This is a genomic window from Chryseobacterium sp. B21-037, from assembly GCF_028570785.1.
Lineage (GTDB): Bacteria > Bacteroidota > Bacteroidia > Flavobacteriales > Weeksellaceae > Chryseobacterium > Chryseobacterium proteolyticum.
Genome location: NZ_JALGCB010000001.1, coordinates 3,655,692 through 3,676,818, shown reverse-complemented (window position 1 = coordinate 3,676,818; position 21,127 = coordinate 3,655,692). Strand labels below are relative to the sequence as shown.

The following is a 21,127-nucleotide window of genomic DNA, read 5'->3' as shown; positions in this document are numbered from 1 at the left end:
CAATTATTGAAAAAACTAACATGAGTTATAAAGGGGCACTCATATTTTACTTTTTAATGAACTTATTTTTGTACATTTTATCTTTAGAATCTTTGGAAACAATAATATAATTGCCTGTAGCAAGACCGCTTACATCGATAGGCTGATTATAGGTATGGTTCTTTTTTTGTAAAACAAGTCTTCCTGATGCATCAATTATAGAAACTTCTTTATAAACTTTATCCGAATCTTTCCCAATGAAGATAAGCTGAGTCGCAGGATTTGGATAAATACTCATTTCATTCCCTTTTTTAGGATCAACTTCTCCGGTTCCAAGATTACAAAAGTTCCAGTTTCCAAAGTTTAGCTTTACAAAAGATTGTAATCCCAGGAATTCACATTGATCAGGACAATAAGCCGTACATGCATAGAAGCCATACTCACCTGATTCTGTCGCTACATAAGTATCTCCGGTAGCTCCAGAAATGATGCACCCATCTCCTGAAACCGGTGGTATATTGCTCGGTGCACATTTGTACCATGTATGAACTCCATACACAACCGGAAAAATATCATCAAATTGTACCGATGCACCATTACATACATTATATTCTCCCGGACCTATATTTTCGTAAGTTCCCGGAGTTAGTGTCGTCATCATAGCCGGAAGTGCATAGGCATATCCATCAGCCATAATTTCTGCGCTTTGTGCTGTACAATCATTAAGTGTAGCTTCTACTTTAAAATAATAAAGCATATCACTTGAACCATTAATCGTCAGAGTCTGGGAGGTAGCCCCAGAAATAGGAACCCAAGGATTAGTATTGGGGGACTGCCATGTCCACGCCTGTTTGTACCATTGATAACTACCATAAGTTTGTGTTGAAAGTACTTCTGATTCCGTGTTGCAAAACACGACTTTATTGGGAAATTGAGCTCCTAATCTAGGACTGGTAATGGTAGGTGTAAATGAACACTGCGCACTTACTTTTAAGAGATTTAAAAGTAAAAACAGTGATAAAAAAATTAGTTTTGTTTTCATAGATATTAATTTAATTTTGGTTGTTATTTTTCGGTCCTCACAAATCAATCAAGTAATACTCTTATTCCGAATTTGACATTAAAATTCAATGGCTTCTCTTTATAGATTGTATTCAAAGCACCATCGTTTTTAAAATGATAGCCTATACCGGGCTCTGCATATATGCCTATTTTGTCAACAAGTTTTAGCTGCAGCCCTAAAGCTGTATTTAATGAAACCTGTACCGGCTGGTTTCCAAGCTTTTCTTTTGTTTCTCCATTCACTTCATTATCAACAATATATTGTGTCTTAAAGCTTCCTCCAACGGATTTTTCAGCAAGTGCTCCTGCGGTAACATAACCCGTAAAATTCCCTTTCTGGATAACGTTGTAGTTAACCTGAACAGGAATGCCCAAATAATGTATTGTCTGCTCACTTTTTACAAAGTTCGACTGGCTTCCGGAATGAAGTTCAGAAGATAGTTTAGTATAGTTTAAACCAGTCCCTATACCCCACTTTTTACCCAGATTATAATAAAGAGAAACGCCAAGATTCAGAGGAACTTTATGCCTTACCGTTGCTTCTACATTTTGACTCTGGTTAGCCACAAGAACTTTTACAAATGGATCTTCAGAAAAAGCAGATGCACTCCATACCTGATCAAGAGTTAACGGACCTCCGCTGATTGTAGCATATCCCGGAAATTGTTGTGAGTTAGATGAGGCTTTACCAGTCAGTAAACTTAGCATCCATGACTTTTTGTTCTTCTGTTTTTTTTCTTTTAATGTATTTGCTAATGATTTGTCCTGTACCCCTAAATCCGTTTCAGAAATAAGTTTGTTAATCTCCTCTTCTCTATTAATAGGTAAAAGATTCTTCATTTCACGAATCCTGGGAATCTGATTTTGAATTACAGGAGCATATTGTGTGTGCAGGCCAGCCAACAAATCCGTTTCTTCCTTTACTGACCTATACTGGACATTTCTTACACCTCTCCTATTCCCATATGCATATACATTCGTTGAAAAAATATCCTGTTCCGGGGTACGATCTTTCTTCTGCCCAAATTCCTTTAGAACATCGGACTCTCCTTTTTCGTTAAATGAGGAAATGCGATTATCTGGCGTGTGAGAATTACTTTCAGCAGAACTCTTATCTTCTGACTTGCCAATTTTGGGTTTAACATTATGGTTTACCTCCCATAGTTGTTTGCCCACAATAAAAAATAATGCAATCGCAGCGGCTATACTGGCAATACGATAAATGAATGCCCCTCTTTTTTTATTTGAATCTGAGTCTTCACTATCGATCGCTTTATTTGCTTCAGTAAAAAGCCCAACAATATTTTTATCCTCATCTTTATCGAATAATTCATCTTTGATGTTATCCCATAATCCATCCGGAACATCACCTTCGTGATCTTCCATCTTCCTGCGCAGATCGTTTAACCATTGATTACTCATATTGCGCTTTTATTAACATTTTATATTCTTTAACTTTCTGAACAAGCATAGCTTTAGCTCTGTGAAATTGCGAAGCCGAAGAATTTTCTGCTATCCCCAACAATTCCGCAATCTGTTTATGGCTTTTATTTTCAAATACATAGAGATTAAAAACAGTCCTATAGCCTTCCGGAAGTGAACGGATCATTTCCATCATAGCCTCCTGTGGCATCTCTTCTATTTCCGGTTCCTCATCGTCCGTTTTATCCGGAATATCAGAATCGTTCATCGTTACTTTAAAATCTGAATGTTGTCTAATATGTTTTAGTGATTCATTGACCACAATACGGGTAATCCAGGCTTTAAGGGATCCGCTTCCCCGATATTCAAATGAATCTATTGAGCGGAACATTTTGATAAAACTATTCTGTAGTACGTCACGGACGTCATCCTTATCAATGATATAGCGAGAGCACACATAAGAAAGATTCCCGGAATATGCTCCGAAAAGCTCCTTCCATGCAGCTTCTTCTTTTAAGAGAAGACGATTAACTAAAATCTGCTCCTTATTTGCCTCCATTGATTATGTTTCCCTGACGCCTCGTTTTAATGATTGATAAATCTTAATGCAAAAATAGGTTGCAACATTGCAAAGCGCAACCTATTTTAATTTTGCATCTAACTATTACTTAATTTTTTATACAATATGGAAAATCATATTTAATCATTTCATACGGTGTCAGCACTGTTCCGTCTACCGTAATTTTTTCTGCGACCAAACCAAATTTCATTGCATAGTTCTGGCCAACATAAAATCCTTTTTCTTTCGCTGTAAATGTCACAATTGTTTTTTTCACCGCTCCATCCATTGGAATATTGAGCTCTAAAGTCTTAGGAGTAAAAGTTAATTCCACTGCATTATAATTTGCATTTACCACAGCTGTATAATTAAGGTTATATTTTACTTTTCCCATTGCCGTAAGAGCAGCTTCAGTTTTTGCAGGGTCTTTTACTACGGCTTTCACAATTTCTTTTACGGGAAGGTCTGCGAACTTTATGGTGTCTTTCTTCACAGCAAAACTTACTACCGCCTCAGCTTTATTGTTTCCCTGACTTGTTATTAGCCTTCCTTTATAATTTCCAATAACATCTTGTAATTTTACTGGTGGAATATCTGGTCCGTCATTGTTACATGAAATTAAGCTAAGTCCCATAAAACCAATCAACACAGCCATAAAAGCTTTAAGTACTATAAATTTCTTCATTTTTTAAATTTGTTGCATTAAACACTATTTTATTTATTTTGAGTACTCACTTATATAAACCCTCTTTTCTTAAAATCTTGCACAACTTTTAAAATAAAAATGAAAACGCAAAAGTAAGCAACTGATTATCAGTTAAAAAAAATCACAATATCAATATTTTAATAATAAACCAGTAAATTCAGGCTTCGAAATAATTACCCCTTTGCATATCTAAAATATCCTGCAATGCTTTTTAAAAAACCAATAAAATCCATACATTAGATTATCATAAAAAAATAATATGAAAGCCATTATAATCAATGAATTTGGAACGGCCGACCAACTTAAAATCGCAGAGATAGAAAAACCGGTAATTACTTCTGATCAGGTTTTAATAAAAGTAAAAGCCATAGGAATTAACCCTGTAGAAACAAAAATCAGAGCAGGCTCACATATTTCATCGAAAACGCTTAAGTTTCCTGCCATTTTAGGAAAAGATTTCAGTGGGATTGTTGAGGAAGTGGGAAAGAATGTTCAGAACGTTGAGGTCGGAGATGCTGTTTTTGGATTAGCTACTCAAACTTATGCCGAATATATTGCCGTCAGTCCGGAAGTATTCGTAAAAAAGCCTGAAAATATCACTTTTGAAGAAGCAGCAGCTGCTCCTTTAGCTGGTCTCACCGCTTATCAGGCTATTCATGATCATTTAAAAGTTCAGTCTGGCGAACACATTCTGGTTCAGTCCGCAGCGGGAGGAGTTGGTCATTTTGCCGTTCAATTGGCTAAAATAGCCGGTGCTTCAGTGAGTGGTACAGCCTCCGGTAAAAATATTGAGTTCATTAAAGAGCTTGGTGTGGATCAGCCTATTGACTATAAAAATCAAAGATTTGAGGAAATCTTATCCGATCTTGATGCTGCCCTTGATACTATGGGTGGAGAAGTATTGTACGGATCAATCAATTGTGTAAAGCCCGGAGGAAAAGTCGTTTGTTTACCTTCCTATACTAAAGATGATCCTAAAGCAATTGAACTGGCACAAAAACGCAATATCAATCTGATGTGGACCATGCTTACTTTTAAAAGGGAAAGCCTGATAAAACTATCAGAACTGATCGAAAAAGGATTATTAAAGATTTTTGTTGGAGAAATCTTGCCAATGAACGAAATAGCAGAGGCGCACAGAGAAATTGAGACCCATCGTACAAAAGGAAAGATTGTAGTTAGAATATAGTTTTTATTATTTTAATATATTTGTTAAAAACATCATCTGAATGAACCTTGAACAGGTTAGTTTACATCTTGAGGCATATAAGGAACATGATCAGATATTAGATGCGGCCAATTATCTGATCCGCACTTTTAACCTGGAGCATGAGAACTTTGCCGGCTTTGGATTCCGGGAGGAACTTTCCCCTAATTCCATGTTATTGACTGCTGAAGGACAATTGGGTCACCCTCAAAAGGTAATGATCCCCAGAAACATATTCGATTTTGATTTGAGTCTTGTTCTGAATATGCTGGCTCATGAAATGCTTCATGTAAGGCAGAAAGTTCCTGGTCAATTTATTGAAGATAAAAATGAAAGGGAATTTCAGGCATATTCGGAAATGCTTTTTCATCGGATTTTTCCACAAATTCCTGAAGTTTCGGATTTTCATAAAAAGTTTTTTGGAAATAAAGCTTTGGAATACTACAGAAGAATGGGAGAAAATTCTCAATTACAGCAAAAATATGCAGGGCAGAAATTAGAAGTTGAACAATTAATAAACCAAATATCATGATAATAAAACCAGATATCTCCTGGGCAGATTTTGAGAAAATAGATATACGATGCGGAACTATTATTTCCGTTAATGATTTTGAAAAGGCAAGGAATCCTTCCTACCAGTTGGAAATTGATTTTGGCCCGCTCGGTATTAAAAAATCTTCAGCTCAGATCACAGCATTATATCAAAAAGAAGACCTAATTGGAAAACAAATTTTAGCTGTTGTGAACTTTCCGAAAAAACAAATTGCCAACTTTTTTAGTGAATGCCTTGTTTTAGGATTGTATGGTGAGAACAAAAGTGATGTTACTCTTTTAGCACCTTCGCTACCTGTAAAAAATGGAATGCAGGTGGGATAAAATATAAAATACTTATGATACAACACATTCCTTTAGAAAAGATATTATTCCTTGATATTGAAACAGTTCCGAATGCAGGATCATGGGACGACTTATCCGAAACAGACCAGAAGCTTTGGGATAAAAAAACCAGATTTCAACGGAAAGATGATATTTCTGCCGAAGAATTTTATTCTGAAAGAGCAGGAATAATGGCAGAATTTGGGAAAATCATCTGCATTACCATAGGAATGGTAGAAAAGAATGACACTTTAAAGATAAAAAGCTTTGCTCATCATGATGAAAAAAAGCTCCTTACAGAGTTCGGAGAAATATTCAACAGTCCAAGGCTACGGGATGTAATTTTATGTGCACACAATGGAAAAGAGTTTGATTTTCCCTGGATTGCACGCCGTTTTCTGATCAATGGAATGCAACCTCCGGTTCCTTTTCAGATGTTCGGAAAAAAACCTTGGGAAATTCCTCATATCGATACGATGGACCTTTGGAAATTCGGAGATTATAAAACGTTTATTTCCCTTGAATTGCTAGCGCATGTTTTTGGAATTCCAACGCCCAAAGATGATATAGATGGCTCAATGGTTTCATCAATCTACTACATAGAGAAAGACTTGCAAAGAATAGTTGACTATTGTGAAAAAGATGTCTTAACTTTGGCAAATGTTTTTCGCCGCATGCGGCAGGAAGATTTGTTGAAAAGAAATATCAATCAAGATTAAAAAATGAAATTTACAGACGATCAAATTGCTGATATAGGAGAAGAAATTATAAGAGTACTTAAGTCCGTATACGATCCTGAAATCCCTGTGGATATTTATGAATTGGGACTTGTATATGATGTACAGATTTCTGAGGATGGCGATGTTAAGATCATCATGACTCTTACAACTCCAAACTGCCCGGTTGCAGAAACATTACCACAAGAGGTAAAGGATAAGGTTCAAAGTGTAGAAGGAGTAAACAGTGTTGATTTAGAACTTACTTTTGAGCCAAGCTGGAATAAAGATATGATGAGTGAGGAAGCCAAATTCGAATTAGGAATGCTCTAAAAATCAGAATAGAAAATAAAAAAACCGCAGGAATAATTCCTGCGGTTTTATTTTTAAGTCTCTGTTGCTATTTTTTTTCCTTCTCTTCTGCTCCATTCGCTCCATGAACCTACATAAAGATCAGGGATTGGTAAGCCGGCATAGTCCAAAGCTAATATAGTATGACATGCCGTTACTCCTGAACCACAATGAATGATCAGGTTTTGAGATTTGTCCTTTAATAATTTTGAATATTTTTCTTTTAAGACTTCTGGTTTAAGGAAATTCCCGTTTTCATCAAGATTTTCTGAAAAAGGAATATTAATCGCTCCGGGAATATGCCCCGCTATCAGATCAATCGGTTCAGAATCTCCTTTATAACGGTAAGCATCCCGTACATCAATTACTGTTGAAGAGTTGTTTATTAATTCATTTTCAACATCTTCCAGGCTTAATGTTGGCAGAAGCCATCTTTGATTTTGCATAGGTGCAGTTTTTTCATAAACCTCCTCTCCTGATGCACATTCCACACCTTCTCTTTCAGCCGCCTGAAACCCACCATCTAAAACCTGAACCTCTTTAAGTCCAAAAGAACGCAACATCCACCATGCTCGTGCAGCCGCATTGGCACCATTTTTATCATCGTAGATAATCACATGGCTATCTTCAGAAATCCCCAAGGCTGCCAATGTTCTACCAAATTCTTCAATCCCGGGTAAAGGATGCCTTCCTCCAAAAGCTGCATCTTCTCCGATTTCAGCAAGATCTGTATCTAGATTGATGAATCGCGCTCCCTTAATATGCTTTTCCAAATAACTCTGGTATATATCTTTACCTACTCGTGCATCAAGGATGATTAGATTTTGAGTTTCTAAATTTCTTAATTGTGAAGCTGAAATAATCGGGGACATACAATTCTTTTGTTAATTAGGTTCTGGCTAAAGCCGAATGATATAATAATTCAAAAACGGGCTAAAGCCCGCCTACTGATTGATTTTATATTTTAAAAATGAAAAATATCTTTTGCTTTATTATATGAGCTCTCGAAGTTTAAAAGATTAAGATTATGGTCTATTTTCTCTACACTCATAAAGTTAATTACCTGCTCGGTAGGCATATTACCTACCAGATCATCTTCCGCCATAGGACATCCTCCAATTCCTTTAATAGCACTATCAAACCTTTTGCACCCCTGGTCATAAGCCGCCTTTAATTTGGAATAAGAATCTTCATATCGGTTATGAAAATGTCCTCCAAAATTAATTTCAGGATGTTTTGCGGGTATTTTTTCGAATAAAAGGGCAATTTTTTCGGGAGTTGCAACGCCTGTTGTATCGGACAACAAAATATTTTCAATTCCGATCTCCGAAAATCTTTGAGCCCAAAACTCTACATCTTCCAACTTCCACATTTCTCCGTATGGATTTCCGAAAGCCATGGAAAAGTAAATATTCAGTTCCTTATTCTCTGATTTTACAAGCTCCTGCATTTTAATGATCTCATTAAAAGCTTCTTCCTGATTTTTGTTAGTATTCCTGTGTTGAAAAGTTTCAGATATTGAAAAAGGAAACCCCAGAATATCTACAGCCTGATGCTTTAGTGCTTTTTCAGCTCCTCTGTAATTTCCTATAATGGCAGAAATCTTCGTATTTGATAAAGATTTGTCTATATTTTCAGCAACCTCATCAGAGTCAGCCATTTGCGGGATAGCTTTTGGAGAGACAAAACTGAGGCTATCCAACACATCAAATCCCACTTCCATCAGAGAGTTGATGTAATCAATTTTTTTATTTGTGGGAATAAATTCCCCCCAGCCTTGCATGGCATCCCTAGGACATTCGGTAAGAAACATTTTCACTTTAGATTTTCTCAAATATAATAAAACTTAACAAGTTTATCTACGATCAATACAAAGCTAACATAATTTTGATTTTCAATTATTTATATATGATTCAAAATTTCAATAACTGATATTCAGCCGCAAATAATGTATTCTGAGCATCAAATTTGCTAACTTTGTTAAAATTTATACCGGATAATGAGTACTATAGAATTCAACCAATTATGGAGAGAGAAGTTATTGAATCGTTTTCTTAACTATGTAAAAATATATTCAACAAGTGATGCAGAGAGTGAAGCAACTCCTTCTACTCCGCAGCAATGGGACATCGCTAATTATATTGTTGAGGAATTAAAAACAATCGGTCTGGAGAATGTTTCTATTGATGACAATGGTTATATTATGGGTTATGTTCCATCTAATCTTGAGAATAATGACCAACCTACCATTGGATTTATTTCACATTATGATACTTCACCCGACTTCAGTGGTGAAAATGTAAATCCTCAGGTTTGGGATAACTATGATGGTGGAGACCTCCTTCTTAATAAGGCAACCGGATTCACTCTTTCCTCTTCAAAATTTGAAAGTTTAAAAAAATATATTGGGCAAACTTTGATCACAACAGATGGGAATACCCTTCTCGGAGCTGATGACAAAGCCGGATGTGCAGAAATTGTTACAGCTGCTGAATATCTTATCGCTCACCCTGAGATCAAACACGGAAGAATTGCGATTGGTTTTACACCTGATGAAGAGATCGGAAGAGGTGCTCACAAGTTTGATGTAGCAAAATTCGGAGCAGAATGGGCTTATACAATGGACGGAGGTGAAGTTGGGGAGCTAGAATATGAAAATTTTAACGCTGCCGGAGCTGTTGTAAAAATCCATGGATTAAGCGTACACCCTGGTTATGCATATGGAAAAATGATCAATGCGAGTCTTTTAGCTGCTGAGTTTGCACAATCTCTTCCAGCGAACGAAACACCATCTACAACTAAAGGATTTGACGGGTTTTATCACCTGATGGATATTACTGCTGATATTTCTGAAGCCAAGCTTCAATATATAATCCGTGATCATGATGATGAAAAATTTGAAGCACGAAAAAAATTCATTGAGCAAAAAGTTGCAGCATTTAATGAAAAACACGGTGAAGGGACTGCAGAAATTGAGATTAAGGAACAGTATCGTAACATGAAACAGCAGTTCGAAGGAAAAATGCATATCATTGATCTTGCAGCCAAAGCAATGAGGGAAGCTGATATTGAGCCTAAGATAAAAGCGATCAGAGGAGGTACAGATGGGGCACAATTATCTTATATGGGACTTCCTTGTCCAAATATCTTCGCTGGTGGAATCAATTTTCATGGCCCTTATGAATATGTTGCATTAGAAAGCATGGAAAAAGCTACTGAAGTTATAATCAATATTGTAAAGAAGTAATAAAGCATTTGATTTAAATATTAAATAATAAGCCTCTGTTGGAACGGAGGCTTTTTCTTTTTCACATACAATCATCTCATTAACAAATTATTATATGCATAACGGTTTTTTTATTTTCTACTTCTCTTCATAGTGATTAAATAAAATTAATCTGTAACTTGGAAGAACTAAAAATCTTTCGCTTATGAAAAACAACTTTAACAATTTCAGAACTTATAGAAGATTTTTTAACCTTATAATTCTTTCTATATTCACAGCAGTAATTCTAACTTCGTGTTCACAGGACAATTTGAACGAGGACCCGGTAGTACCTCAAACAGAATCCGGTGGCTTCAAAACTTTGGGAAATCTTACTTTACAAAAAAATGTCATTATTCTTGATGATGAATCCGTATCAGCAATTTCCAAACTGGATAATCAGAATATTACCTTTAATAAAGCAACCGATCAAACTGATGACATTCAGGCCGGGAGTGTTTTAGTTGGAACAAAAATAGAAGGAGATCAGGTAAAGACGATCCTTTCTAAAGTACAATCTGTAACTAAAACAAATAATCAGTATTTTGTGCAGACATCAAGCGCTAAACTTGAAGAATTTATATATAGTGGAACGTTGAGTGGAATTTACGACCCCTCAGGCAAAGCTCCCATCAGTGTTAATGGGAGGATGGTAAATTATGTTCCGGTTGAAGGCTTTATTTCCCAGGAATTAAATAATAAAATCATCAATATAGAAGCTAAAAGTCTAAGTGATCAGAAACTGGTTACTTTTAATCGTTTCAACTTTAACAGGACTTTTCCTATTAATCAACAAGTTGGTCCGGTAGGATTAGCTTCAAGCGTAAACGTAAAAGGTGGAGTAACTCCTAAAATTGATTACAATATTACATTTTCATGGGGACATCTGACCAACTTTTCTGTAAACTTTATCATGGATGATATTGTTTTACAGTCCACTGCGGATATTCAAGCATCAGTAGGTTACACTGTAAGTACTACAGATTTTGTAAGCATTCCAATTGTACCTATCGTATTAGGTCCGACCGGGCTTGTACTGAGTCCTACAATATCTGCAGGTCCTTTTCTTGGAATCGGGGCGACCGGCAAAGCAAAAGTAAACCTTCTTGATGTAGGAGGGACAGCTAATTTCCTGGTTTCAAAAAACCCGGCTCTAAACATCAGCTTGGAAAAAAGATCTGATTTCAGCATCACTTCTCTGGAAGGCACGTTATCTGCGGAAATAGGTCTGGAAGCAAAAGGCGCTGTTGGCTTACAATTTCTAACAGTACCTATTGCCAATTCAGGACTAAGGGGCAGAGCCTCAACTATTGCTGCCTTAGGTGTACAGCTTATACCACAAAGGAAGGGGATTATTGACCTAAAGGCAAAAATCCAGGCAGACATGTTTTATGGATTTGGAGTCTTCCCACTAAGATATGAAGGAACCATTCCCCTTTTCCAAAGAGAATATCCTCTATATCACAAAGAGATCGAATTTTAATATTATCACTTAAATAAAAGAGAAGCCACGACAATTGTTGTGGTTTCTTGCTTTTGGAGCATAACAACATCATTTAGCCTGTAAGTATTTTACTTATAAATAATTATATTTTAAAGTGAAGGTGTTTTTTTAATATATTTATTACTACAAAAAATCAAATTACATTATGAAAAAACTATTTAGAAAAGATTTGCTAACAATTCTGGGTAGCGGAGGAAATGGCTGCCACAGCAGCGGAGACTCCGCATATTGTTGGACAGATTGTGAATGCACTTATGGTAAGGCATGTGAAATGCAGGACGATGGTAACCCGGGAACCTGTGTAAGTATCGGCAGTCCCGGTAGTGGTGGAAATCCCGGAAGCGGCTGTCCCCAAGGGATGATTTGTGAAGAAGAACCATTTTAATAATATCAATCGGAAAATTACTTTTCCGATTTTTTTTGCCTACTCATCAGATCATTGAGAGGAAACTAATTTACATAAAGCCCTTTATCAAAACACAAGTGCTCTTCGTTTTAGAAAACTCATCCTGCACTCACTAGCGATAGCTGGTTTGCGCCTGGTTAGTCCTATTTATTACCATAAATTTTTATTCCTTTAAGTAGAAACAAGCATATAATTCAATTATTCGTAATGGAACTAAAACCGAAATAAGTTTCAACTAAAAAGACTCACCACAACCCATAATAGTTACTTTCACAAAACCAACTAAAAAAACATGATATAAATCATGTTTTTGATAAAAATTAGATGTTTTATAAACAATAAAAGCCTTTGTAGTTTATTTTTTTGATTAATTACACCGAAACAATAAATACAAAACGCTTTATATCAATAAAATAGATAATTTTTTACAGTCATTTAGCTTAAATATATTTTATATTTTCGCGCTGAAAAAAAATTTTTATAAAAAAAAGGAGATAGATTTATTAGTTCCCACGATTGTACCAAATTGCTTATTCTTTTTAGCATCGTTAATTAGCACTAAAATAAATTAAGTAGCTCATTTTTAATGCAAAATATGTATTTGCGGTAAAAATTCGACATAAAAAAAATCCTTCTCCTGTGATTTAATGATATAAAAGAAAAAGAAGAAGACAATTCATCTTAATAATATTATATAACCAATTAAAAACACAAGCAATGACTAAATTAAAAAACCTACTATTGTTGGTGACAACAATCTTTTTATCCAGCATAACTTATGCTCAGGTCGGGGTAAATACCACCTCCCCACAAGGAATTCTGCATTTACAAAACATACCAAGCAAACAAATGGGTTTGGTAATGCCTCGCGTGGACTCTACCGATGTTGCAGTAAGCAACAGCAATACAACTCCAGTAGAAGCTACTGTTGTTTATGATAATAACAAACGATGCCTTAGGTTGAAAACAACAGATGATTCCCAAGGGTGGAGTTCTTGTCTTATAGATGAAACAGAAGTTGAAAACTTAATCCAAACAGAAATAACCTATAATGGTAATAAGCCAGCCAGAGCTAATAAGGTAGCTGCTGCTGACCTCTATGCAGCAACATACATAGACCCTTATAAAAACAATTATGTTTATGGTATGGGACTTCAATCTTCCAATCAGCTAGGAGCTTTAACAGCTGGATCAAAATACCCATCTCTTATTTTAGGCCGCTCTTGTAAGGAGCTTACTATGGGGCGATATAATGGAATGGCTATTACTACAAGTGGGGAGCTCTGGGTATGGGGACAAAATAGCTATGGAAAGAACGGAACCGGAAATACCACTACTGTAGCTTCCCCACGACAAGTTGCGCTTCCCGGAGGTGTTAAAGCTAAAAAAGCAAGAACCGGACAATACAATTCTCTTGTTTTAGGGGAGGATAATCAACTCTATGTAACAGGATATAATGGGTATGGTGTTTTGGGTGACGGAACAACAACCGGCCAAGCCGATACCTTTACAAAAATTAATTTCTTTAACGGGATGGAAGTTATAGATATGGATGTATTTATCTATGGAGCCATCGCAGTTACCAGTGATGGAAATGTTTACACATGGGGACTTAATAGTACAACGTACAGAAGAATAGGGCTTCCAACTAATGTAGGAACCGCTACTACCCCTACCCTTCTTAATTCCCAATTTACATTGAATTCAGGAGAAAAAGTAGTGAAAGTACAAGTTGATGATTACTCCAATTATGGAGGTGGATTTATAACTGATCAGGGAAGGTTCTTTGCTTTTGGTTATATGTTATATTTTGGAGGAGGAAGCGTATATTCGGGACCTACAAATTTAACTCCTAACCTTCAATCCGGAGAACGTTTTACAGAGTTCTCAATGAATAATGGTGTCGCTTTTATCACCAACCAGAATAATATCTATGGTGTTGGACTCAATACCAACGGTCGTTTTGGGACTGGAAATACAAATACCTTAAACGCCGTTACAAGCATTACCCCAGCTCACCTTAATGGTTTTGAATATAGCGGAGTTAGTCTGGGATACAACAATATGTATCTTCCTGCTTCCAATAAAAGAAATGTACTATACGGAGCAGGACAAGGCGCTTACAGACAATTAGGAAGACTGAACGAGTCTGGATCAAATATTTTGGTTCCTGTGTATGAAGATAAGTAAGTTGATTACGATACTCATTTAACTGATATTAGTTATTAAAGGCTGCCTTAAACTAAGGCAGTCTTTTTTATACACAAAGAATAGCTTTTGTTATTGCCTGGCATCTTTAGATAATGGCACAATCAGGATACTTTATCAATGATTACATGAAATACCTATTAACGAAGATGAGCTCAACCTGATACAAAAGCTTCCTTTTATCAAAACACCCATGCTCTTCATCAAATAAAATTTCATTTTCACGCTCACTGCTGTTGTTTTGCACCAGATTTAATACTATTTATTATTATGAAACAACGTTTTTTAGCAGTAAGCTCTTTATTGCTTTGCATTACCTGCTCAGTAGAAGCCAACGCACAACAAACACCAATCGTTCATATTGGAGTTAAGGCCGGTACAAATTTCACTAAAACATCTTCTGCCTCTTCTGACCTGAGCGGAAAATATGGAATAGGATATCAGGCGGGACTTATGGCAAGAGTAGACTTTAACCGGATATATCTTCAGGGAGAAGCTATATTTAACAAAAGAAAAACATCATATGACTTAAAAGATGGAAGTTCTTCGCAATTGAAATGGAATTCAATCGATATCCCTGTTGTAGCAGGTTATAAGATCGTAAGTTCCAAAGATTTTAATGTCCGAGCTTTTGCCGGAGGAGTTTACAGTTATGGATTTAATGATAATATTTCTACCTCAAAAGCACTGCGCGAAGGTTTAAAAAAATTCGATAAATCCAATATTGGTATTACCGGTGGAATTGGTGTGGATTATAAAAACTTCACCGTTGATCTGAGGTACGAAACAGGACTCACCAGCATCAGCAAAGAATTTAAATCCAAACCTCACAGCTTCTCGCTTGGAATCGGATACTTCCTGTTCTAAAAACTTAAATTATCTTTACCATTAGAAACTGCATTTCCTGCAGTTTCTAATTTTTTACCTATCAAAATATGCTTAAATCTTTTATCGTAAGAAAACATCTATTTGTTATTGGTTTCTGGCTGATTTTCGGGATAACCATGTGGATTAATTTCCAGGCAGATTCCGGCAGATACAATTCACTTATCCAGACTTTAGCCATTGTAATAAGCTCCTTTATTTTCACTCAGTTTTTAACAAAAAAATTACTCCCGCAAGCCTTAAAAGAGAGGAAGATGAAAAAATTCCTACTCCAGGCAACGATTATGATTCTTTTACTGAGCTTTATTTACTCTTTTGTTTTTGCTTATATAGAAGTAGATTCCAGAACACCCCTAGCTCCTGGTTTTAAAAGTCACCTCCCTATTTTATGGAAAGGATTTTATTTAGCTCTTCCTGCATCCTTTCTTATTAATGGAACAGCATGCGGAATAACATTTTATCAGGAACACGGAAAAATTGAAAGGGATCACATTCTTTTGCAACAAGCCCATCTGGAAAATCAGCTTAAGCTATTACAGGACCAGATAAATCCCCATTTGGTTTTCAATATTCTCAATCATATTCATATCCTGATGAAAACCAATACTGAGCTTGCTTCATTTTTATTGCTAAAGTTTTCAGATATACTGAGGTATCAGCTTTATCACTGTAATCAGAATCAGGTCCTGCTTAAAAAAGATGTTGAATACCTACAAAATCTTGTAGAAGTTGAAAAATTGCGTTGGGGAAATGAACTGGATGTAAAAGCAACCTGGGAGCTTTCCACCGATAAAGCGACTATTGCTCCGCTTCTTCTCGTTCCTTTTATTGAGAATGCCTTTAAATATGTTTGCCGCTTGCCGGGGCATAAAGGTTATATCTTAATTTCATGTAAGGAAAAAGATAACCAACTTTCTTTTTATGTGGAAAATTCCTACTCCAGTATAACTGTTCATAAAAGTAAAGATGGTGCTCATGGAATAGGGCTTAATAATGTACAGAAAAGGCTTGATCTTCAGTACCCGGATTCATACTCTCTCAACGTGGAGTCTGATAATCATGTTTACAAAATTTCTCTAATCCTAAATCTCTCTCAGGAAAATGACAAACAATAATATTCCCAAAATGAAATGTCTGATTATAGATGACGAACCCTTGGCAAGATTCTATCTAAAAGACATGGCGGATCAAATTGATTTTTTGGAAGTGGTGGATACCTGTGCTACCGCATTAGAGGCTAATAACAAAATACAAGAGAATCAAATTGACCTCATCTTTTTGGATATTAATATGCCTTATCTTACAGGCCTTGATTTTTTGGAACAACTGGAGAATCCGCCTTTATGTATTTTCACAACTGCTTACTCAGAATATGCCTTAGAGGGCTACAGACTACAGATTGTAGATTACCTTTTAAAACCTATAGCGTTTAATCGTTTTTACCAGGCAGTAAATAAGGCACAGCAGCAATTCATCTTATTTGAAAGATCCAAAAGAAATATTTCTCTGGATGATCCTTACTTATATGTACGTCAATCCGACACCTTTATAAAGGTTTCCTGGGTAGATATTTTATATATTGAAAGCATGCAGAACTACACCAAACTGCATTTTAAAGATAAAACACTTGTCATTCATCAGACAATGAAAGCTATCGAGGAGTCCTTATCCCCTGAGCATTTTTTTAGAATCCATAAATCATTTCTCATCAATATCACTCATATTGAAATGATTGCAGGAGGCAGGCTTTATATTAATAAAACAGAGCTTCCTATTTCGAGAACCCGTAAAGAAGAATTGCTTAACCAGGTAGTCTATAAGAAGCTCATAAGTAAATAAATTAAGGGAGATTCCAGCGAAGAGAAACAGCCATATAAAAGGTGGAAGCAAAACGAGGATCTTCCATCTTTTTTGATTTAAATATGCTTTTGATCTTACGGTCATTTTCACTAAAGCTCCTCAGGAGAGCGGTTCCTCCGGTAAGACGTAGACTTACATTTTTGCTGATCTGTAATTCAGGCCGTATCCCTGCTGTAATTTGCTGATAGCCAAGCAGCGTGGATTTTCCTCCTTTATTCCTTTCTACCGTCATCCCGTTTAATCCAACGACTGCCTTGATAGCAAATTTATCTGAAAACTGATAGCCCGCCTCCATTCCTTCAGGAAAGTTGATGTTGAATTTGATTTTATTTCCCGTTTTCCAATCGAAATAGATCCAGGGCATAATCATGGGTACTCCAAATGCAGTAGTAAGCACAGGGCCTGCTCCAAGCGCAAGATTAGGAGTAAAGTTTTTTATAAACAATAAACCTCCCTGCCCTAAAACATCATCAAAGTTTACATTTTCAAGGTCGGTATAAACGCCGGCTGAAGCGGTAACCATCATGCTCCATTTTCCACCCAAAGGTCTTATATGCTGTAATCCAACCTGCGCATTCAGCATCTGATCAGGAAATAAATGAGTTTCATAGTTCTTATGGGACAGTTTAGCATAAGATCCGTTAACAAGTAATGACCATGATTTTATTTTTCCTTCACTTATTTTTTTCATGGAAAGAGGAATGCTGAAGCTTATATCCATTCTCTTAAAATCACTTTTGGAATCCGTTTTCATACTATCCTCAGGACGGATGTAACTTGAATAAGGAATATATTCCGTTTTTAATTCTCCGGATAATCCGGATTGTGCGTTTAGCAGACAACTTAAATGAGTAAAACCATAAAAGGCAATCAAAAGACCCTTCTTCATAATGTAAAATTTTCACAAAGAGAGGGTATTCAAAAAGCGAAACAAAAAATACTTGATTAAGTGTGTACATCTTGTGATGACCTGAAATAACTGCATGACCAATAGATGCCATACGCTTGTTCCTGTCCTTATTTATGATCTCATACGGCTTAGTCTCAGCAATACAATACAATACAATACAATACAATACAATACAATACAATACAAAAGCCACAGTACTAGTACTGTGGCTTCTAACAATATTGAAAATTAAGTATTACTTTATTCTCCCTGCTGGTTTCCCAAAAAAGCATCCCAGCCTTGCGCCGTAAGCGGTATCAGCTGGTTGGAACCTCTGGCCACCATAAAATTCCCGTCCTCTTTATCTACAGCATGTCCTACAATCGTAAAATCAGGATGGTTTTTTATTTTATCAAAATCTGCCGGTGCGATTGTAAATAATAATTCGTAATCTTCACCTCCACTTAATGCTGTTACAACAGGATTCAAATTCATTTCATCAGCAGTTGAGATCGTAAGGCTATCCATAGGGATCTTCTCTTCATATAGCCTGAATCCTACTTTTGACTGGTCAGAAAGGTGCAGTATTTCAGAAGCAAGCCCATCAGAAATATCGATCATAGAAGTTGGTTTTATATCCAGCTCTTTAAGGATCGTTTTAACATCCGTTCTTGCCTCTGGCTTTAATTGTCTTTCCAGAATATAATCGTATCCTTCCATTTCCGGCTGCATATTCGGATTTGCCAGGAAAACGGCATGCTCTCTTTCTAAAATCTGTAACCCCATATAGGCTCCTCCAAGATCTCCGCTTACGACCAATAAATCGTTCGGCTTCGCATCACTTCTTTTAACCAGATTCTCTTCATCTTCAATTCCTATAGCGGTAATACTCATTACCAACCCTGTATTAGAACTGGTGGTATCTCCTCCTATTAAATCTACTTTATATCTCGCGCAAGCAGCCTGGATACCAGAATAGATTTCCTCTAAAGCTTCTACCGGAAACCGGTTGGAAACGGCAAGAGAAACTAAAATCTGTGTAGGAGTAGCATTCATCGCCGCTACATCACTTAAATTGACAACAACAGCTTTGTATCCTAAATGCTTTAATGGAACATAACCCAGATTAAAGTGAACACCTTCTGCCAATACATCAGTGGTAAGGACCACTTTCTTTCCGCCCGGATTGATAACTGCTGCATCATCTCCAACTCCAAGCTCCGAAGATTCATTGGACAAAGGAAAATGTTCCGTTAAGTGTTTGATCAATCCAAATTCTCCTAATTTGGAAATGGGTGTTAGTTCCTGAGATTTATCTTCAAACATATCTTTTTTATTTATAAATGATGACAGATAATTGATAAATGCTGTTCGATATTCTTTTATCCATGATTATTTATCAATTATCATTTATTTGTTAAACTCTGAAGGATCAATGTTATGAGGATGGAAAGGGAACTTTTTAAAATCCTCTCTGGTTAAAACTTCAGTGTCTGGTGTTTTATATTTATTCATTGCTTCAATAACATCATCCGGAGGAGTGGTCATTTTTCTCAGCATCATATCAATCCATACCCCTGTAGCTTCAGACGTTGCACAATGCACACCATCCGGAGTATAGAATTTGTGTATAAAACGGTAGATGGAAGAATCTTCCGAGCAACCGCCTATTTCCACACTCACGATCACCGTCTGATCAGCATAGATTTCTTTAAAAAAAGAATATCTTTCATGAAGCATAACAGGTCCTATCCCCCATCGACTCAACTGGGTAACTCCCATTTTTTCTTTTGTCATAAAAGCCATCCTGGCTTGTGCACAATACTGCACATAAGATGAATTTGCTAAGTGTTTGTTGGCGTCAAGATCGCTCCAACGCACTTCGAAGGTATGGTAGAATGTCATTTGAAATTGTATTTAGAATAATAAATTATAATCTTCAAAAATACTCAAATAAGATGGTTTATAAAAATTGTACTTTTGGAAAAATAATCTTCACCATAAGATTACAGGTACATGAAACAAATTATTATTATCGGAGGAGGTGCAGCGGGGTTTTTCTGTGCATCCAACCTTGACGAAACCAAATATAAAATTATTATTCTTGAACAAAACTCGGATGTCCTCCAGAAAGTAAAAATCTCAGGAGGAGGTCGTTGTAATGTAAGTCACGCTTGTTTTGACCCCAAAGAATTGATTCAGTTTTACCCTCGTGGGAACAAAGAACTTTTAAGTGTTTTTACCAAATTTCAGCCCGGAGACACCATGGAATGGTTTGAACAACGAAATATTTCGTTGAAAATAGAAAATGACAACAGAATCTTCCCTGAAAGCAATTCTTCACAAACAATTATCAATACTTTTCTCAACGAAGTCCAAAAGAAAAATATAGATGTAAAAACAAAATCTGTTGTAAAAGAAATTGTAAAGGATGGTGAAAGATACATTGTAAAGACCAGCTCGGAAGACCTTGTAGCGGATTACATCATTTATGCTACAGGAAGCTCTCCAAAATCTCTGAAAATTGTAGAAAGTTTAGGACACAGAATCATTAGCCTTGTTCCCTCACTTTTTACTTTCAACATTAAAAATGATCTTCTGAAAGACCTTGCAGGAACCAGCTTTGAAAATGCAGAAGTTTCAATACCAAAGTTGAAAACAGCGGAAAGTGGGCCGCTCCTGATAACACATTGGGGATTATCCGGACCTGCCATACTGAAAATTTCGGCCTGGGAGGCGATCAATCTGGCAAAGGTGAAATATAACTTTGAAATTGAAGTAAATTTCATTTCAAAAACACTAGATGAAGCAGAGGAGATATTTCAAAACTTCAGACACAGCAATCCTAAAAAGACCATAGGTCAGTCGAAAATATTTGAAGTTACCAACAGATTCTGGCAGAAAATTCTTGACACTTTAAAAATAGACCTCAATAAACAGGTAGCTCATATTTCCGGAAAGGAAATGCAGGCGATCCTTATCAGTCTCTGCTCTAAAAAACTTCAGGTTACAGGCAAATCAACCTTTAAAGATGAATTTGTAACTGCCGGAGGAGTGGATTTAAAAGAAATCAACTTTAAAAATATGTCTTCAAAGATCCTTCCTCGGTTTTATATTGCCGGTGAAGTATTAAATATTGATGCAGTAAACGGGTGGGTTCAATTTTCAGGCATGCTGGAGTGAAGCATGGTTGATTGCACAGGATCTGAACATGAAATGATTATCTAGTCAA

The 21,127-nt window shown here is 36.3% G+C and carries 21 protein-coding genes and 1 pseudogene; 13 read left to right on the top strand and 9 right to left on the bottom strand.

The features are described from left to right. Nucleotides 1-46 precede the first annotated feature (46 nt). From MTQ00_RS16440 to MTQ00_RS16425, 4 genes are all read right to left on the bottom strand, one after another. Nucleotides 47-1,021, bottom strand: coding sequence for a T9SS type A sorting domain-containing protein (locus MTQ00_RS16440; protein ID WP_273650327.1), 975 nt, complete (start codon nt 1,019-1,021; stop codon nt 47-49). Nucleotides 1,022-1,065: 44 nt separating this feature from the next. Beyond that, nucleotides 1,066-2,463 (bottom strand): outer membrane beta-barrel protein, encoded by a 1,398-nt coding sequence (locus MTQ00_RS16435; RefSeq protein WP_273650326.1) that lies wholly within the window; start codon nt 2,461-2,463, stop codon nt 1,066-1,068. Further along, nucleotides 2,456-3,022 carry an RNA polymerase sigma factor gene (locus tag MTQ00_RS16430; RefSeq protein WP_273650325.1) on the bottom strand — a complete coding sequence of 189 codons (567 nt, stop codon included), beginning with the start codon at nt 3,020-3,022 and terminating at the stop codon, nt 2,456-2,458. Before MTQ00_RS16430 ends, MTQ00_RS16435 begins: the two co-directional genes overlap by 8 nt. A gap of 109 nt (nt 3,023-3,131) precedes the next feature. After that, nucleotides 3,132-3,707: a DUF4840 domain-containing protein gene (locus MTQ00_RS16425; protein ID WP_273650324.1), complete on the bottom strand. Its 576-nt coding sequence runs from the start codon at nt 3,705-3,707 to the stop codon at nt 3,132-3,134. A 280-nt stretch (nt 3,708-3,987) separates the two neighbouring features. Between MTQ00_RS16425 and MTQ00_RS16420 the strand changes: the two genes are divergently transcribed. The 5 genes from MTQ00_RS16420 to MTQ00_RS16400 are packed head-to-tail and all read left to right on the top strand — an operon-like array spanning nt 3,988 to nt 6,860. Then, a complete protein-coding gene (locus MTQ00_RS16420) occupies nt 3,988-4,917 on the top strand; it encodes an NADP-dependent oxidoreductase (RefSeq protein WP_273650323.1) in 930 nt (309 codons plus the stop codon). Between the two features lie 40 nt (nt 4,918-4,957). Beyond that, nucleotides 4,958-5,467, top strand: coding sequence for a hypothetical protein (locus MTQ00_RS16415; RefSeq protein WP_273650322.1), 510 nt, complete (start codon nt 4,958-4,960; stop codon nt 5,465-5,467). Next, complete coding sequence (locus MTQ00_RS16410) at nt 5,464-5,811, top strand: tRNA-binding protein (protein ID WP_273650321.1); 348 nt, start codon at nt 5,464-5,466, stop codon at nt 5,809-5,811. Before MTQ00_RS16415 ends, MTQ00_RS16410 begins: the two co-directional genes overlap by 4 nt. Nucleotides 5,812-5,825: 14 nt before the next feature. After that, nucleotides 5,826-6,530, top strand: coding sequence for a 3'-5' exonuclease (locus MTQ00_RS16405; RefSeq protein ID WP_273650320.1), 705 nt, complete (start codon nt 5,826-5,828; stop codon nt 6,528-6,530). A gap of 3 nt (nt 6,531-6,533) precedes the next feature. Next, nucleotides 6,534-6,860, top strand: coding sequence for an SUF system Fe-S cluster assembly protein (locus MTQ00_RS16400; RefSeq protein WP_089028448.1), 327 nt, complete (start codon nt 6,534-6,536; stop codon nt 6,858-6,860). 53 nt (nt 6,861-6,913) lie between these two features. On the opposite strand, the gene MTQ00_RS16395 is transcribed toward MTQ00_RS16400, so the two are convergent. Together MTQ00_RS16395 and MTQ00_RS16390 are read right to left on the bottom strand one after the other, a co-directional pair. Continuing rightward, the gene (locus MTQ00_RS16395) at nt 6,914-7,750 is read right to left on the bottom strand and encodes a sulfurtransferase (protein WP_273650319.1); all 837 of its coding nucleotides are present in this window, start codon (nt 7,748-7,750) and stop codon (nt 6,914-6,916) included. Between the two features lie 92 nt (nt 7,751-7,842). Beyond that, complete coding sequence (locus MTQ00_RS16390) at nt 7,843-8,691, bottom strand: hydroxymethylglutaryl-CoA lyase (protein ID WP_273651070.1); 849 nt, start codon at nt 8,689-8,691, stop codon at nt 7,843-7,845. Between the two features lie 186 nt (nt 8,692-8,877). Between MTQ00_RS16390 and pepT the strand changes: the two genes are divergently transcribed. The 7 genes from pepT (at nt 8,878) to MTQ00_RS16355 (ending at nt 16,985) form a co-directional block, all read left to right on the top strand. Continuing rightward, nucleotides 8,878-10,125 (top strand): peptidase T, encoded by a 1,248-nt coding sequence (gene pepT / locus MTQ00_RS16385; protein ID WP_273650318.1) that lies wholly within the window; start codon nt 8,878-8,880, stop codon nt 10,123-10,125. Nucleotides 10,126-10,309: 184 nt separating this feature from the next. Beyond that, nucleotides 10,310-11,626 carry a hypothetical protein gene (locus MTQ00_RS16380; protein WP_273650317.1) on the top strand — a complete coding sequence of 439 codons (1,317 nt, stop codon included), beginning with the start codon at nt 10,310-10,312 and terminating at the stop codon, nt 11,624-11,626. A 166-nt stretch (nt 11,627-11,792) separates the two neighbouring features. Further along, on the top strand, nt 11,793-12,032 hold the full coding sequence (locus MTQ00_RS16375) for a hypothetical protein (RefSeq protein ID WP_273650316.1): 240 nt from the start codon (nt 11,793-11,795) through the stop codon (nt 12,030-12,032). Between the two features lie 738 nt (nt 12,033-12,770). Next, nucleotides 12,771-14,243: an RCC1 domain-containing protein gene (locus MTQ00_RS16370; protein ID WP_273650315.1), complete on the top strand. Its 1,473-nt coding sequence runs from the start codon at nt 12,771-12,773 to the stop codon at nt 14,241-14,243. A gap of 288 nt (nt 14,244-14,531) precedes the next feature. After that, nucleotides 14,532-15,128: a porin family protein gene (locus MTQ00_RS16365; RefSeq protein WP_273650314.1), complete on the top strand. Its 597-nt coding sequence runs from the start codon at nt 14,532-14,534 to the stop codon at nt 15,126-15,128. A 68-nt stretch (nt 15,129-15,196) separates the two neighbouring features. Then, complete coding sequence (locus tag MTQ00_RS16360; RefSeq protein ID WP_273650313.1) at nt 15,197-16,261, top strand: sensor histidine kinase; 1,065 nt, start codon at nt 15,197-15,199, stop codon at nt 16,259-16,261. After that, on the top strand, nt 16,248-16,985 hold the full coding sequence (locus tag MTQ00_RS16355; RefSeq protein ID WP_273650312.1) for a LytR/AlgR family response regulator transcription factor: 738 nt from the start codon (nt 16,248-16,250) through the stop codon (nt 16,983-16,985). The genes MTQ00_RS16360 and MTQ00_RS16355 overlap by 14 nt, the downstream gene beginning before the upstream one ends. Before the next feature lies 1 nt (nt 16,986). Here the strand turns inward: MTQ00_RS16355 and MTQ00_RS16350 are convergent, their stop codons facing one another. From MTQ00_RS16350 to MTQ00_RS16340, 3 genes are all read right to left on the bottom strand, one after another. Then, the gene (locus MTQ00_RS16350) at nt 16,987-17,895 is read right to left on the bottom strand and encodes a DUF6268 family outer membrane beta-barrel protein (protein ID WP_172281872.1); all 909 of its coding nucleotides are present in this window, start codon (nt 17,893-17,895) and stop codon (nt 16,987-16,989) included. A gap of 261 nt (nt 17,896-18,156) precedes the next feature. Next, nucleotides 18,157-19,221, bottom strand: coding sequence for a thiamine-phosphate kinase (gene thiL, locus MTQ00_RS16345; protein ID WP_273650311.1), 1,065 nt, complete (start codon nt 19,219-19,221; stop codon nt 18,157-18,159). 84 nt (nt 19,222-19,305) lie between these two features. Next, nucleotides 19,306-19,800, bottom strand: coding sequence for an acyl-CoA thioesterase (locus MTQ00_RS16340; RefSeq protein WP_172281867.1), 495 nt, complete (start codon nt 19,798-19,800; stop codon nt 19,306-19,308). Nucleotides 19,801-19,911: 111 nt separating this feature from the next. Between MTQ00_RS16340 and MTQ00_RS16335 the strand changes: the two are divergent. Next, nucleotides 19,912-21,115 (top strand): annotated as a pseudogene (locus tag MTQ00_RS16335) (NAD(P)/FAD-dependent oxidoreductase). Nucleotides 21,116-21,127 lie beyond the last annotated feature (12 nt).

What these genes read in the sequence shown, in the direction of transcription:
- MTQ00_RS16440 (WP_273650327.1), bottom strand. Translation starts at nt 1,021, where the DNA reads ATGAAAACAAAACTAATTTTTTTATCACTGTTTTTACTTTTAAATCTC.
- MTQ00_RS16435 (WP_273650326.1), bottom strand. Translation starts at nt 2,463, where the DNA reads ATGAGTAATCAATGGTTAAACGATCTGCGCAGGAAGATGGAAGATCAC.
- MTQ00_RS16430 (WP_273650325.1), bottom strand. Translation starts at nt 3,022, where the DNA reads ATGGAGGCAAATAAGGAGCAGATTTTAGTTAATCGTCTTCTCTTAAAA.
- MTQ00_RS16425 (WP_273650324.1), bottom strand. Translation starts at nt 3,707, where the DNA reads ATGAAGAAATTTATAGTACTTAAAGCTTTTATGGCTGTGTTGATTGGT.
- MTQ00_RS16420 (WP_273650323.1), top strand. Translation starts at nt 3,988, where the DNA reads ATGAAAGCCATTATAATCAATGAATTTGGAACGGCCGACCAACTTAAA.
- MTQ00_RS16415 (WP_273650322.1), top strand. Translation starts at nt 4,958, where the DNA reads ATGAACCTTGAACAGGTTAGTTTACATCTTGAGGCATATAAGGAACAT.
- MTQ00_RS16410 (WP_273650321.1), top strand. Translation starts at nt 5,464, where the DNA reads ATGATAATAAAACCAGATATCTCCTGGGCAGATTTTGAGAAAATAGAT.
- MTQ00_RS16405 (WP_273650320.1), top strand. Translation starts at nt 5,826, where the DNA reads ATGATACAACACATTCCTTTAGAAAAGATATTATTCCTTGATATTGAA.
- MTQ00_RS16400 (WP_089028448.1), top strand. Translation starts at nt 6,534, where the DNA reads ATGAAATTTACAGACGATCAAATTGCTGATATAGGAGAAGAAATTATA.
- MTQ00_RS16395 (WP_273650319.1), bottom strand. Translation starts at nt 7,750, where the DNA reads ATGTCCCCGATTATTTCAGCTTCACAATTAAGAAATTTAGAAACTCAA.
- MTQ00_RS16390 (WP_273651070.1), bottom strand. Translation starts at nt 8,691, where the DNA reads ATGTTTCTTACCGAATGTCCTAGGGATGCCATGCAAGGCTGGGGGGAA.
- pepT (WP_273650318.1), top strand. Translation starts at nt 8,878, where the DNA reads ATGAGTACTATAGAATTCAACCAATTATGGAGAGAGAAGTTATTGAAT.
- MTQ00_RS16380 (WP_273650317.1), top strand. Translation starts at nt 10,310, where the DNA reads ATGAAAAACAACTTTAACAATTTCAGAACTTATAGAAGATTTTTTAAC.
- MTQ00_RS16375 (WP_273650316.1), top strand. Translation starts at nt 11,793, where the DNA reads ATGAAAAAACTATTTAGAAAAGATTTGCTAACAATTCTGGGTAGCGGA.
- MTQ00_RS16370 (WP_273650315.1), top strand. Translation starts at nt 12,771, where the DNA reads ATGACTAAATTAAAAAACCTACTATTGTTGGTGACAACAATCTTTTTA.
- MTQ00_RS16365 (WP_273650314.1), top strand. Translation starts at nt 14,532, where the DNA reads ATGAAACAACGTTTTTTAGCAGTAAGCTCTTTATTGCTTTGCATTACC.
- MTQ00_RS16360 (WP_273650313.1), top strand. Translation starts at nt 15,197, where the DNA reads ATGCTTAAATCTTTTATCGTAAGAAAACATCTATTTGTTATTGGTTTC.
- MTQ00_RS16355 (WP_273650312.1), top strand. Translation starts at nt 16,248, where the DNA reads ATGACAAACAATAATATTCCCAAAATGAAATGTCTGATTATAGATGAC.
- MTQ00_RS16350 (WP_172281872.1), bottom strand. Translation starts at nt 17,895, where the DNA reads ATGAAGAAGGGTCTTTTGATTGCCTTTTATGGTTTTACTCATTTAAGT.
- thiL (WP_273650311.1), bottom strand. Translation starts at nt 19,221, where the DNA reads ATGTTTGAAGATAAATCTCAGGAACTAACACCCATTTCCAAATTAGGA.
- MTQ00_RS16340 (WP_172281867.1), bottom strand. Translation starts at nt 19,800, where the DNA reads ATGACATTCTACCATACCTTCGAAGTGCGTTGGAGCGATCTTGACGCC.